This window comes from uncultured Cellulomonas sp., assembly GCF_963527515.1.
Lineage (GTDB): Bacteria > Actinomycetota > Actinomycetes > Actinomycetales > Cellulomonadaceae > Cellulomonas.
On sequence record NZ_CAURTV010000102.1, the window covers coordinates 1 to 13454 of the forward strand.

Genomic DNA, 13454 nt, shown 5'->3' on the forward strand with positions numbered 1-13454 from the left:
GTCGCGGCGGCGGCGCGCGGCGGCGGCGAGCTCGTCGTCGGAGGCGTCCGGCCCGGGGAGGGTCGCGGCCGCGCGGTAGGCGGCGGGGTCGGCGAGCACCGACGCCGGGAAGGTCAGGACGGCGTCGCCGGCCTCGGGCAGCCCCGCGTTCGACATGAGGACGAGGACCTCGAGCTCGCCGTCGTTCACGGCGCGGTGCACGACGCCGGGGCCGAACGACACGATCGACCCCGGCTGCAACGGGTGCACGGCTAACCCCGCGGGTCCGAGGGTGTGGACCGAGCCGGTGCCCCCGAGGACGACGTACGCCTCCGACGACACGACGTGCAGGTGCGGCGAGCCGCTGCCGGCGAGCCCGACGCCGTCACGAGCGGGCCAGTCGTACACGCGCAGGTGACTCACCGAGACGCCGCCGGGCAGTCCGCTCATGGGACGAGCATCCCGCTGGCGAGCTCCGCCAGCGCAGCGGCCGACGCGGGGTCGGCGGTGCCGTCGGCGATCACGACCGCGTACCGGAACCGGAGGGTGTCGCCGGGCCCGAACGGGACCTCGGTGGAGAAGAACGGCGCCGGGTTGAGGCAGCCGAACTGCTCGGTGCGGGCGAACCACTGCGGCGGGTGGGAGGGGTTGTCCGGGCCGTCGACCATGACGACCGTCGACGCTCCCCCGGTCTCGTCGTGCCGGCCGACGAACCCCATCCACGGCCCTCGCGTGCCGCGGATCTCCTCGCCGCCGGAGTAGCCGGGTGCGAGCAGGGTCCCGCCGGTGAAGGACCGGGGACCGCGCCAGAACAGTCCGCCGTAGCCGGCGTTCTCGCGGCCGCGGGTGGTGGGTGACCCGATGGTGAGGTCGTCGAAGGACATGTTGGTCATGGTCGTCTCGAAGGTGAGCACCCAGGCGTCGTCGCGACCCGCCGGGACGACGAAGCCGAGCGACCGCGTCTCGTCGATCACGCGCGAGCCCGCCTGCGTGTGCCAGGCGAGCGTGTGCGTCAGGTCGACGCGGTCGGACCCGACCGACAGGTCGGTGAGCGCGACGTGGTCCATCGACCCGTCGTTCTCCAGCTGCACGTACCCCTGCCCGTGCACGTAGGTGGGGCCGCCCCAGAAGTTGTGCTCGCCGACCACCGGCAGCGACCAGGCGATCCCCTTGTGCCAGACGTGGTCGTGCGGGCGGTAGGCGGTGACCAGGTCACCACCGCGCGTCCGGACGGGGTGCAGGTACGGGCGGGGGCTCTCGAGCTGCACGTCGGTCGGGACGTAGACGTACTGGGCCAGGGTGATGCCGTCGGCGACGACGTCGACCGCGCGGCCGACGCCGTGGAGGGCGGAGAGCGTCATCGAGCGGCGTCCAGCGAGGCGCCGAGGTCCAGGTCCGCGATGGTGACCGGCAGCCCGGTGACCAGCGACTGGTTGGCCGCGATGCCGACCGCCACGGCGCGCAGCCCGTCGAGGTACCCCGCCGGGCGGCCCAGGTCGTCGTCGGAGACCCGGAGGTGTCGTCGGAACACGTCCTTGAGCAGGATCGCGTCCCCGCCCCCGTGCCCGCCGATGCCGTCGGGGATCGGGTACTCCGTCGCCGGCTCCCAGTGCCGCTGCACCAGCAGCCGCTCCCCCTCGGGGCGCAGCACGTCGCCGACGGAGGTCGGTGTGGCGGACGGGTCCAGCACGGCCTTCCCGTCCTCGTCGAGCTCGATCGCCCCGCGCTCGACCACCTCGAGCTCCGCGCGGCCGGCGGTGCCGTTGACCGTGACGCGGTACCCCTCCCAGGGGCTGTGCGCGTTGAGCGAGTAGCTGAGGACAGCACCGCCCCGGTAGTCGACCAGCAGGGCCATGTTGTCCTCGATGGTGATGCCGGGCCCGAACACGTCCTGGTCGCGCAGGTAGCCGTCGTGCTCCTCGGCGTCGAGGTAGAGGGACTTCAGCCGGGGGTCGTCGTTGAGGTCGAGGGTGAACGGGTCGCCGACGACGCCGGTCCCGCGCGCCGGCCGGGCGCCGAGCCCGCGGTCGGCGGCGTTGCGGTCGCCGTAGAACCGCAGGGCGCCGCGGGCGTAGACGCGCGTCGGGACGTCGCCGAGCCACCAGTTGACCAGGTCGAAGTGGTGGCTGGACTTGTGCACCAGCAGGCCGCCGGAGTTCTTCTTGTCGCGGTGCCAGCGGCGGAAGTAGTCGGCGCCGTGCACGGTGTCGAGCGCCCACTCGAAGTGGACGGAGGTGACCTCGCCGATCTCGCCGGAGGCGATGACCTGCCGCAGCGAGGAGTTCCGCGGGGCGTACCGGTAGTTGAAGGTCATGACGACGTCGCGTCCGGTCTCGCGGACCGCGCCCGTGATCCGCCGGCAGCCGGGCCGGTCGATGGTGAGCGGCTTCTCGACGACGACGTCGGCCCCGGCGGCCAGCGCCCGCGCGACGAGCTCGGCGTGGGCGTGGTCGGGCGCGGTGACGACGACGACGTCCACCGACTGCTCGGCGATCATCTTCTCGAGACCGTCGGGCGCGTAGGTGGGCAGCGACGCGGGCCGCCCGAGCGCCTCGGAGACGACCGTCTCGTAGTGCGCCATGCGACCGGGGTTGGGGTCGAGCAGGGCGACCAGCGTGGCGACGTCCGCGTGCTCACCGACGATCGCGCCGATGTACATGCCCGCCCGGTGACCGGTGCCGACCACCGCGTACCGCAGCTGCTCGCCGTGCGGGGCGGGGGCGAACTCGGGGACGACGCCTGCGCCGGGCGACGTGCTGCTGCTCGATGCGGGACGCGGTGCGGTCGGGTTCTGGTCGGTCACGGGTGTCCTCGGTGTCGTCGTCGCGTCGGTGCGACGGATCGCGCGGAAAGCGTTGTCCGTCGGTAGGTAGCCTAAGCCGTGCGGCCCGTCTCGCACAGGTCCCAGGGTCGACGGATCATGGGAAGGGGCCACCCGCACCGAGCAGCGTCGCCGATCCAGGAGAACCGATGTCCCAGCGCACCACCGTCCTGCTGCACCCCGACTTCCGCGTGGGCGAGATCGACCGCCGAGTCTTCGGCTCGTTCGTCGAGCACCTGGGCCGCGCCGTCTACACAGGGATCTTCGAGCCGGGACACGAGACCGCCGACGAGCACGGGTTCCGCCGCGACGTCGCCGACCTCACCCACGAGCTCGGCGTGAGCATGGTGCGCTACCCCGGCGGCAACTTCGTCTCCAACTACGTGTGGGAGGACGCCGTCGGCCCGGTGGAGGACCGCCTGCCGTTCATCGACCTCGCGTGGCGGACCATCGAGCCCAACACCGTGGGCACCGACGAGTTCCTGCAGTGGGCCGAGCGCGAGGGCATCGAGCCGATGATGGCCGTCAACCTGGGCACCCGCGGGGTGGCCGCGGCGGCGGCGCTGGTCGAGTACTGCAACGGCGAGGCGGGCTCGCGCTGGGCGGACCTGCGGATCGCGAACGGGCGCGAGAAGCCGTACGCGGTGAAGCTGTGGTGCCTCGGCAACGAGATGGACGGGCCGTGGCAGATCGGGCACAAGGACGCCGAGGAGTACGGCCGGCTCGCCGCCGAGGCCGGCAAGGCCATGAAGCTGGTGGACAGGTCGATCGAGCTGGTCGTCTGCGGGTCGTCGTCGATGATGATGGACACCTTCGGCTCGTGGGAGCAGACCGTCCTCGAGCACACCTGGGACCTGGTCGACCACGTGTCGATGCACGCGTACTACGAGGAGCTCGACGGCGACCGCGCCTCGTTCCTCGGGTCGGGCACGTCGATGGACCGGTTCATCCGCCGCGTGGTCGCGTCCGCCGACGCCGTCGCCGCGCGCCGCCGCTCCGACAAGGTGGTCACCATCTCGTTCGACGAGTGGAACGTCTGGTACCTCAAGTCCCGCTTCGTCGGCGAGCAGAACCTGCCGCTGCAGCGCGACGCCCCGCGGATCATCGAGGACGTCTACTCGGCGCTCGACGCCGTCGTCGTCGGCGACCTGCTGGTCACCCTGCTCAACCACGCCGACCGCGTGCCCGTCGCCTGCCTGGCCCAGCTGGTCAACGTGATCGCCCCGATCATGACCGAGCCCGGCGGCCCGGCATGGCGCCAGCCGACGTTCCACCCCTTCGCGACGACGGCACGGCTCGCCCGCGGCACGGCCCTGGACCTGCGGGTGACGGCGCCCACCATGCCCACCGCCCAGCACGGTGACGTCCCGGTGGTCACCGCGGCGGCGACCTTGGACGGCGACGACGTCGCGGTGTTCCTGGTCAACCGGTCCGCCGAGCCCGTCGAGGTGGAGCTCTCGCACCCCGGCGTGACGCTGGCCCTCGGTCGCGGCGTGCAGGTCACGGCCGACGACGAGCCCGCCGTCGAGGGCCCGGAGCACGCGGCCGCCGTCGCGGAGCACCACGTGTCGGAGATCGACGGCCCCGCGCAGGCGAGCGGCAGCACCGTGATCACGCTCGCCCCGGAGTCCTGGACTGCCCTGCCGGGGGTGCTCACCCGGGACTGATGGTGGCGGGTGGCACGATCGACGGATGAGGCGCGCGATCGGGTGGCTGTTCGGCCTGGTCGCCGCGAGCCTGGTCGGCTTCGGGATCGCAGCCTGGCTCAACCCCCGGCCGGCGTCGGTGGTCCTGCGCCGCCGGATGGACCGCCACGGCTCCGCCCGGTTCACCGCGACCGCGCCCTTCGTGCCCACGCACGTGACCTCCCAGGTAGACATCCCGTACCGCGAAGGCGACCCGGGCGCCCGACTCGACGTGCACCGCTCCACTGCGTCCGACGGCTCGCTGCCGACGATCGTGTGGGTGCACGGCGGCGCGTGGCTGTCGGGCAGCAAGGACCTCATCGCCAACTACCTGCGGGTGGTCGCGGGCGGCGGGTGCACGGTGGTCGGCGTCGACTACACGATCGCGCCCCGGGCCACCTACCCCGCCCCCGTCCTGCAGGTCCTCGACGCGCTCGCGTACCTCACGGAGCACGCCGACGAGCTCGGGGTGAACCCGCACCGCCTGGTGCTCGCGGGCGACTCGGCCGGCGCCCAGATCGCTGCCCAGGTGGCCGGCGTGGTGGTCAACCCCGCCTACGCCGCCTCGATCGACGCGCACCCGAGGATCACCCCGGACCAGATCGTCGGCACGGTGCTGTTCTGCGGCGTCTTCGACATGTCCCTGGCCCGGGGGCTGCGCGGGCGCCCGCGCTGGTTCGTCGACTCGGTGATGCGCCTGTTCACCGGCAGCGCCGACTACCTGGACGACCCCAGGTTCGACGGCATCTCGGTGGTGAACCACCTGACGCCCGCGTTCCCGCCCACCCTCGTGTCCTGCGGCAACGCCGACCCGCTGCTGGGCCACTCGCAGTCTCTGGTCGCCACGCTCGAGCGCCTCAAGATCCCCCACGAGACCCTGCTCTTCGCACCCGACCACGAGCCGGCGCTCGGTCACGAGTACCAGTTCCACGTCAGCACCGACGCCGGCCGGCTGGCGCTGGCGAGGGTGCAGCGGTTCGTCGAGACGCTGGCCTAGCCTCCGCGGACCTGCGCGCGGTGCTCGACCGACACGACCGCCAGCGCGAGCAGCCCCGGCACGATCACGGCCAGCGGCGCGAGCATCCACACCATCACCGCGCAGAGCCCGAGCGCCACGACCAGCAGGACCGTCCCGGTGAGGTCGTCGCCGGTGCGCCGGGCGGCTGTCTGCACGACGGTCCCCCACGACGCCCCGACCGACCAGCCCGCCGCGGCGCGCAGGACGACCACGAGCAGGACCGCGACCAGGAACACCATGACCACCCGGACGCCGGTGCTGCCGGGGATCTGGCCGGCGTCGAGGAGCTGCAGGTTGACCAGGAGCACCAGCAGGAGCAGCGGGGCACCGAGCGCCACGAGCCACACGCCGCGGCAGGCCGCTCGGAAGTCCTCCCACAGGGCGGCGAGCGTGTCGGGGCGGCCGTCGAGGTGGCGTCGGACGTGGGAGACGCCGGCGGCGAGCGCCGGGACGGCCGTGACCACCGGCAGGCTGAGCACGGAGACCGCCAGGCCCACCAGCAGCGCCTCGCTGAACAGCCCGAACCGTCCGCCGCCGAGCAGCCGCTTGTCGGTCGGGTCGGGCTGCGCAGGGGCGTCGTCGCTCATGACCTCCAGCCTCACACGCTCAGCCCTTGAGGCCCTGCGTGGCCACGCCCTCGACCAGGTACCGCTGGAACACCAGGAAGAAGAGCATCACGGGCACGAGCGCGAGGACTGCCATGGCCATCTGGGCGCCGTAGTCCGAGGTCGTCGTCTGGTCGACGAAGAGCCGCAGGGCGATCGGCAGCGAGTACAGGTCGGGCTTCTTCAGGTAGAGCAGCGGCCCGAAGAAGTCGTTCCAGGACCAGATGAACGCGAAGATCGAGCTGGTCACCAGCGCCGGCTTCATCAGCGGCAGCATGATCGAGCGGAAGATCCGCACGTGCCCGGCGCCGTCGATGCGGGCGGCCTCGTCGAGCTCACGCGGCAGGTTGCGCATGAACTGGACCATGAGGAACACGAAGAACGCCTCGGCGGCCAGGAACTTGCCGATGAGCAGCGGGACGAACGTGTCCACCAGGCCGAGCCGGTTGAACACGATGTACTGCGGGATGATCACCACGTGGAACGGCAGCAGGAGCGTGCCGATCATGAGGGCGAAGAAGACGTTCCGGCCGGGGAACTCGATCCGCGCGAACGCGTAGGCGCTGATCGAGCACGAGATGGTGATCCCGATGACGGAGCCGACGGCCAGGATCACCGAGTTGGTGAAGAACGTCCAGAACGAGACGCCGCCGATGCCTTCGAGGGCCTTGGTGAAGTTGGCCAGGCTGGCGTCCGCGGGGATCAGGCTGACGTTGCCGACGATCTCGCTGGACGGCTTGAACGAGGACATCAGCATCCACACCGCGGGGTAGAGCACGATCGCGACCAGTACCAGCGAGCACAGGTGGAAGACCAGGGATCGGCCGCGCTTGCGGTTCTTCGTGGACTTGCGCAGCTGTGCGCTGTCGTGCGCGCTGACGAGGTGGTCGGCAGCGGAGGTGACGGTGCTCATCACTTGCCCTCCCCCGAGTAGTGGACCCAGGACTTCGAGGTCTTGAAGAAGACGGCCGCGAGCGCGCCGACGACGATCACGAGGATCCAGGCCATCGCCGAGGCGTAGCCCATCTGGAAGTCCTGGAACCCGCGGAAGTACAGGTAGAGCGTGTAGAAGAGCGTGGACCGCGCAGGCCCGCCGGTCCCGTTGGAGATGATGAACGCCGACGCGAAGATCTGGAACGCGTGGATCATCTCGAGCAGCAGGTTGAAGAAGATGACCGGCGACAGCATCGGCAGGGTGATCTGCCGGAACTTGCGCCACGGGCCTGCGCCGTCCACCGACGCGGCCTCGTACAGCTCTGTCGGGACCTGCTTGAGGCCGGCCAGGAAGATGACCATCGGCGCACCGAACTGCCAGACGGTCAGCAGGATGAGCATCGGCATCGTCCGCGACGGGTCACCGACCCAGCCGCCGGCCTCGAACCCGAAGAACTGCTGGACCTGGTCGACGATGCCCTTGTCGATGAACATCGCCTTCCACACGATCGCGATGGAGACCGAGGCCCCGATCAGCGAGGGTGCGTAGAACGAGGACCGGTAGAACCCCTTGGCGCTGAACGCGTTGTTCAGCAGCATCGCCACGGCCAGGGCGGCGAGCAGCTTGATCGGCGTGCCCAGCAGCACATAGGTGAGCGTGACCTTCCACGCCTGCAGGTAGTTCGGGTCCTGGGCCAGCCGCTGGAAGTTCTCGATGCCGATGAACTCCGGTGGCGCGAACAGGTTGTAGTTCGTGAACGCCAGGTACAGGGAGGCGAGCATCGGGCCTGCGGTGAGCAGGACGAACCCGAGCAGCCAGGGGCTGAGGAAGGCGTAGCCGGCCAGGGACTCGGACCGCTTGCGGCGCTTCCGGGCGGCGGAGTGCGCGGCGGTCGTGGGGCCTGTCGTCGGAGCCTCGGCAGTGAGGGTCACGAGCGTGATCCGTTCGTTGATGGCGATGTGCGGGCGGTCTCAGCGGACCGCGGTGTGGGGGTGGGCCGCCCGGGTGCACGGGCGGCCCACCGCCGGATCACTGGGTCGAGAACTCAGCCTCAGCGAACCACTGCTCGGCGAAGTCCGCCGGTGTGAGCGTGCCGTAGGCCAGCTCCTCGGCGAGGGTCCGCCACTTGGCCTCGATCGTGCCGAAGCCCTTGACGGGGATCGGGGTGGACTCGGTCACCTGCTCGGCGACCTTCTCCTCGTACGCGATCACCTGGGCGTCGACGCTGCCCTCGGTGGTGTCGACGGCGGCGCGCTGGTCGGCGTCGGCCGGCACACCCTTCGACGTACCGAAGATCTTGCCGACCTCGGGGTCCGTGAGCAGGAAGTTGATCAGCGTCGCGGCCTGCTCCGGGTGCTTGGTGTTGGCACCCGACGACAGCAGCATCGACGGCTTGAAGAACAGGGCCTTCTCGCCCGGCTCGATCGACGGGATCTGCGCCATGGACAGGTTCTGGGTGCCCGAGTCGGCGACGTAGGCGGCCAGGAAGTTGTCCCAGCTCATCTCCGACGCGGTCTCGTTGACCGTGAAGCCTCCCTTGGGTGCGAGCGCGAGGTTGCGGTCGACCGGGAAGACCTGCTTGTCGGCGCGCAGGTCGGCCGTGAGCTCGAGGTACTCGACCACGTCGGCCTCGTCGAAGCCGAACGTGCCGTCGTCCTCGAAGGGCGTGACGCCCTTCTGCAGGAGCCACTGGATGAAGAACCAGAACGTGGCCGTGTAGTCGACGGCGCCGTAGAGGGCGTACCCGTCGGCCGTCGTCGCGCCGGCGCCGGAGACCTCCGCGATGAACTCGTTGTAGTCCTCCCACGTGTACTCGGCCTCGTCGGGGAACGTGACCCCGGTCTGCTCGATCACGTTGGGGTTCTGGAACATGGCGAAGGTGTTGGTCGACGTCGGGATGCCGATCAGCTTCTCCTCGAGCACGCCCGCCGTGGTGAGCGTCTCGTCGAAGCCGGACAGGTCGATCGTGCCGTTGTCCACCCACTCCTGCAGGTCGAGCAGCTGTCCGTTCTGGTTGAACTCACGCAGGTAGGACAGGTCGAACTGCATGACGTCCGGCAGCGAGCGGCCGGCGGCCTCGGTGGACCGCGCCGTCCAGTAGTCCGGGAACCCCGCGAAGCTGGTCTGGACGGTGATGTAGGGGTACTTCTCCTTGAAGAGCGCCAGCGCCTCGTTGTAGCGGGCGGCGCGGTCGTCGTTGCCCCACCACGTGAAGTTCAGGGTCACGGGAGAGGTGTCGGGGCCGGTGGTGCTGGCTGTCGGTTCCGCGTCGCCAGATCCGCCGGACGAGCAGGCGGTCAGGGCGAGGGCGGCGACGGCCGCAACAGCGGCGGTCTTCCACAGGGTTCGCTTCATCGTCGTTGAGCCTCCTTGCTCGGGGGGTGAAAGCGCATTCCGGACGTTAGGCGAGCGTCGTCGGGGCTGTCAACGAAACTCGCTGAATCGTTACAAAGACGTTCGTGGCAGTACCGTCGTTGCCACCAGCCGCATCTGTTGTATCGTTTCAATCTCCCGTGCTGCCCGATGACGCGCCACACACCCAGGAGCCCCGGTGACCGACCGTCAGATCCCCTCGTGGTCCGAGCTCAAGCCGCTGCTGCGCCCCAAGCCACTGGTCCTCGACCCCACGGAGCGACGCCTCGCCGACGCCCTGACCATCGCCGACCTGCGCACGGTCGCCCGGCGACGCACCCCGCGCTCGGTGTTCGACTACACGGACGGCGCCGCCGAGGCCGAGATCAGCCTGCGCCGCGCGCGCTCCCTGTTCCGCGAGCTGGAGTTCCAGCCGTCGATCCTGCACGACGTCTCCCACGTGGACCCGACGACCGACATGATCGGGACGCGGTCGGCCCTCCCGTTCGCGTTCGCCCCGACCGGGTTCACGCGCATGATGAACCACGAGGGTGAGCGCGCGGTGGTCCGCGTGGCCCAGCGCCGCGGCATCCCGTACGCGCTGTCCACCATGGGCACCACCTCGATCGAGGAGGTCGCCAAGGCCGGTCCCGACGCCCACAAGTGGTTCCAGCTGTACGTGTGGAAGGACCGCTCCGCCGGCGAGGACCTCATGGCGCGCGCCAAGGCCGCCGGCTACGAGGCGCTCATGCTCACGGTCGACGTGCCGGTGGCCGGCGCCCGCCTGCGCGACGCCCGCAACGGCTTCTCGATCCCCCCGGCGCTCACCGTCAAGACAGTCCTCGACGCGGCGACGCACCCCGCCTGGTGGATGAACCTGCTCACCACCGAGCCGCTGACGTTCGCGTCGCTGTCGTCCTGGTCCGGGACCGTCGCGGACCTGCTGGACAAGCTGTTCGACCCGACCATGACGATCGCGGACCTCGAGTGGATCCGCGCCTCCTGGGACGGTCCGCTGATCATCAAAGGCATCCAGACGGTCGACGACGCCCGCCGCGTGACCGACGCCGGCGCCGACGCGCTGGTCCTGTCCAACCACGGCGGCCGCCAGCTCGACCGCGCACCCGTGCCGCTGCGCCTGCTGCCCGACGTCGCCGAGGCCGTCGGTGGCCGGACGCAGGTCTGGGTGGACACCGGGATCCTGTCCGGCGCCGACATCGTCGCCGCCATCGCACTCGGCGCCGACGCGACCCTCGTCGGCCGCGCCTACCTGTACGGGCTCATGGCCGGCGGCGAGCGCGGGGTGGAGCGCGCGGTCGACATCCTCGAGCGCGAGGTGCTGCGCACGATGGCCCTGCTCGGCGTCTCCACGGTCAAGGAGCTGGGCCCCCAGCACGTCCGCCTCCCCTGACCCACCCGCAACGTCCGAGCAGAAGTGGGCTGGAGCCTCTCTCCGCTCGGACGCTGCGGGGGAGCAGCCGGGACGTCCGAGCCGCGGTGGGTCACAGCCTCCATGTGCTCGGACGTTGCGGGTCAGGGGGTGAGGTCGCGGCGCATCGCGAAGTTGGTCATCGCGACGCCGCGCGTGACCGGGCGCTGCTCGGCGACGACCTCGAAGCCCTGGCGCTCGAAGAACGGCCGCGCGGTCAGGCTGGCGTGTGTCGTGAGCTCCCCGGCGCCCAGGTCCCGCGCGGTCTCGACCACCCAGCCGAGCAGCGCGGTCGCGACGCCGCGCCGGGCGGCGTCCGGGTCGACGAAGAGCATGTGGACGTACCCCTGGTCGTCCACGTCGGTGAACGCGACGACCGCCCCGTCGACCTCGGCCACCTGCGTCCGGCTCGCCAGCCGGCGGGCACCCCACTCGGCCACGCCGATCTCGTCCGACGCCCACGCCGCCACCTGCTCCGGCGTGTAGTCACGGCTCGCCGTGAGGCGGATCGCGCGGCGGAACACGTCGAGCGTCGCGGCGGCGTCGGGCTCGCGGTACGGGCGCAGGATCACGCGCACGAGCCTAGGTCGCGACAGGCGCACGGTGCCGGCTACGTCGCGAAAGGCGCTCCGAGCTCCGTGAACGTCGCCCCCTCCTCGGCCACCCGCGCGCACCAGTCCTCGATGTCGGCGATCACCGGGTGCGCCTCGTCGCCCTCGCCGACCCACTCCACCAGCGACGACGGCACCGGCGTCGGGTCCGGTCCGGTCCGCACGGCCTCCAGCACCCGCAGGAACGCCCCGGTGTCCGCGGCGGAGCACCGCAGCGGGACGGACCGGTCGGCCCGGGCCGCGAGCAGCTGGGTCAGCAGGTCGACGCGCCCGCAGCGGATCCGGCGGGTCCCGCGGGGGGAGGACACCGCGATCTCGTCGGTCTCGTAGAACAGCGTCGCGGTGCCGAGCGCGCCGCGGACGGTCACGCGCGCGGGTGAGCGGACCGGGGCGCACAGGGTCAACCCGGCCGAGATGCGGAGCCCGCTGCGGGTCTCGACGACCACCGCGGAGGTGTCGTCGGCCTCGATCGGGTGCGCCCGGTACAGGTCGACCCGCACGTCGGTGACGTCCTGCGCGGTGCGTGCGCCGGCCAGCAGCAGCGCGGTGGCCACGGCGTGCGCGAGCGGGTTGGTCACCACGCCGTCCACCACCTCGACGCCGTCCAGGGTGCGCCGGCCGGCCCACCGGGCACGCGCGAAGTACGCCGCCGTCCGCACCCAGGTGCCGACCGCGCCGACCCCGGTGATCTCCCCGAGCTCGCCGGTCGCCACGATACGCGCGACCTCGTCCACCGCCCCGGACCCGAACGTCTGGAACCCCACCTGGCAGAGGCGGCCGGTCTCCTCGACGACCGCCAGCAGCTCGGCGTGCTCGGCCAGCGAAGCGGTCGTCGGCTTTTCCAGGAGGACGTCGCACCCCGCGCGCAGGGCGGCCGACGCCAGCGGCAGGTGGGTGTGGATGGGCGTCGAGATGATCACGACGTCGGGTGGGGCCTGCGCGAGCAGCGCGTCGAGGTCCGGGAACCAGGGGACGTCCCCGTCCACGGGCCGGGGGTCGACGAGCGCGGCGAGGGTGGCGACGCCCCGCTCGGCCAGCTCGGTCACGCGCCTGACGTGGGTCGCGCCGTGGCCGTGCACGCCGACGACGGCGACGGACGGGAGGCCCTCCGGCACGGTCAGCCCCACGCCTGTGCGGCCAGCAGTCCCGCCTCGTCGGCGCCGAGCGCGCGGTCCACCACGACCGCCGCCAGCCCGACGTCCAGCCGACCGCCCTCGGGCACGTCGACCACGGTGTCCCACGCCAGCGCGGGCCCGGCACCCACGTACTCGGCGACCCGGGCGAACCAGGGACGGAGCAGCGCGGGGTGCTGGACCAGCAGGACGGTGGTCGTCGCCACCTCGCGGCGCTGCACGAACGCGAGCCACGGCGACCGGCTGCCGTGCACGGCCTCCTCGCCGACCAGCCCGTCGCCGAGCACGGTGGTGACGTCGGCCGACGGCAGCCTCCAGAAGATGCCGCCGTACCCGGCGCTGGGCCGCCCGTTGGTGCCGGGGCTCTCGATCCGCAGGGGTCCATGGGACGCGTGCAGCACGCTGGACCAGCGCAGCGTCCACCCGCGACCGTCCGGCAGTGGCGCGGCGTGCAGCCGGCGGTCCTCGGTCAGCTGCGGGCGGTCGCGCTCGTCGCGCCACAGGATGTCGTCGACGAGCGTGGTGCCGTCGTCGGCGAGCCGGGCTCCCTCGCTCACCTGCCGCCCGTGGTTGGGCAGCAGGGTCGGTCCCTCGTCCCGCAAGAACGTGCGGCCGCCCCAGTAGCTGGTGCCGTTGACCACGGGCACCGCCATGGAGACGCCGTAGTGGTGGCGGTGGTCCACGGGGCTGGTCTCCGTGAGCGCGGTGCCGGCCGCCGAGTGGACGGGGTGCAGGTGCGGCCGCGGGGCGTGCACGCGCGGCACTCGGTCGCCGGGCTCGTAGCGGGCCAGGGGGACGGCCGGCCCGGACGTCGCGCCGCTGAGCAGGTAGGAGCCCAGGTCCGCGGCCCACGCGGTCGCGGTCAGCTCCGGCACCAGCACCCCGAC

Annotated in this window: 13 protein-coding genes; 3 read left to right on the forward strand and 10 right to left on the reverse strand. The window is 71.7% G+C overall.

Translation table 11 applies throughout. The features are described from left to right. The 3 genes from RYN42_RS16940 to RYN42_RS16950 all read right to left on the reverse strand — a co-directional run. Window positions 1-429: cupin domain-containing protein (locus tag RYN42_RS16940; RefSeq protein WP_315097981.1), on the reverse strand; the 429-nt coding region annotated here is incomplete at its 3' end. Continuing rightward, the gene (locus RYN42_RS16945; RefSeq protein WP_315097982.1) at window positions 426-1340 is read right to left on the reverse strand and encodes a PmoA family protein; all 915 of its coding nucleotides are present in this window, start codon (window positions 1338-1340) and stop codon (window positions 426-428) included. The genes RYN42_RS16940 and RYN42_RS16945, both read right to left, overlap by 4 nt. Beyond that, complete coding sequence (locus tag RYN42_RS16950) at window positions 1337-2782, reverse strand: Gfo/Idh/MocA family oxidoreductase (RefSeq protein ID WP_315097983.1); 1446 nt, start codon at window positions 2780-2782, stop codon at window positions 1337-1339. The genes RYN42_RS16945 and RYN42_RS16950 overlap by 4 nt, the downstream gene beginning before the upstream one ends. Window positions 2783-2949: 167 nt before the next feature. Between RYN42_RS16950 and RYN42_RS16955 the strand changes: the two genes are divergently transcribed. Continuing rightward, a complete protein-coding gene (locus RYN42_RS16955) occupies window positions 2950-4467 on the forward strand; it encodes an alpha-L-arabinofuranosidase C-terminal domain-containing protein (protein ID WP_315097984.1) in 1518 nt (505 codons plus the stop codon). Between the two features lie 25 nt (window positions 4468-4492). Next, window positions 4493-5482, forward strand: a complete 990-nt coding sequence (locus RYN42_RS16960) for an alpha/beta hydrolase (RefSeq protein ID WP_315097985.1) — start codon at window positions 4493-4495, stop codon at window positions 5480-5482. Here RYN42_RS16960 and RYN42_RS16965 read toward each other — a convergent pair. From RYN42_RS16965 to RYN42_RS16980, 4 genes are all read right to left on the reverse strand, one after another. Then, a complete protein-coding gene (locus RYN42_RS16965) occupies window positions 5479-6090 on the reverse strand; it encodes a hypothetical protein (protein ID WP_315097986.1) in 612 nt (203 codons plus the stop codon). The two genes, RYN42_RS16960 and RYN42_RS16965, sit on opposite strands and share 4 nt — an antisense overlap. A 19-nt stretch (window positions 6091-6109) precedes the next feature. Next, window positions 6110-7021 (reverse strand): carbohydrate ABC transporter permease, encoded by a 912-nt coding sequence (locus tag RYN42_RS16970; RefSeq protein ID WP_315097987.1) that lies wholly within the window; start codon window positions 7019-7021, stop codon window positions 6110-6112. After that, the gene (locus RYN42_RS16975) at window positions 7021-7974 is read right to left on the reverse strand and encodes a sugar ABC transporter permease (RefSeq protein WP_315097988.1); all 954 of its coding nucleotides are present in this window, start codon (window positions 7972-7974) and stop codon (window positions 7021-7023) included. The genes RYN42_RS16970 and RYN42_RS16975 overlap by 1 nt, the downstream gene beginning before the upstream one ends. 97 nt (window positions 7975-8071) lie before the next feature. Then, window positions 8072-9397: an extracellular solute-binding protein gene (locus tag RYN42_RS16980; protein ID WP_315097989.1), complete on the reverse strand. Its 1326-nt coding sequence runs from the start codon at window positions 9395-9397 to the stop codon at window positions 8072-8074. Between the two features lie 196 nt (window positions 9398-9593). Between RYN42_RS16980 and RYN42_RS16985 the strand changes: the two genes are divergently transcribed. Further along, window positions 9594-10805, forward strand: coding sequence for an alpha-hydroxy acid oxidase (locus RYN42_RS16985; RefSeq protein ID WP_315097990.1), 1212 nt, complete (start codon window positions 9594-9596; stop codon window positions 10803-10805). A gap of 122 nt (window positions 10806-10927) precedes the next feature. On the opposite strand, the gene RYN42_RS16990 is transcribed toward RYN42_RS16985, so the two are convergent. From RYN42_RS16990 to RYN42_RS17000, 3 genes are all read right to left on the reverse strand, one after another. Beyond that, complete coding sequence (locus tag RYN42_RS16990) at window positions 10928-11395, reverse strand: GNAT family N-acetyltransferase (RefSeq protein WP_315097991.1); 468 nt, start codon at window positions 11393-11395, stop codon at window positions 10928-10930. A 38-nt stretch (window positions 11396-11433) separates the two neighbouring features. Continuing rightward, window positions 11434-12549 carry a Gfo/Idh/MocA family oxidoreductase gene (locus RYN42_RS16995; RefSeq protein ID WP_315097992.1) on the reverse strand — a complete coding sequence of 372 codons (1116 nt, stop codon included), beginning with the start codon at window positions 12547-12549 and terminating at the stop codon, window positions 11434-11436. Window positions 12550-12551: 2 nt separating this feature from the next. After that, window positions 12552-13454, reverse strand: a 903-nt coding sequence (locus RYN42_RS17000) for a PmoA family protein (RefSeq protein ID WP_315097993.1), incomplete at its 5' end; no start/stop codon positions are given.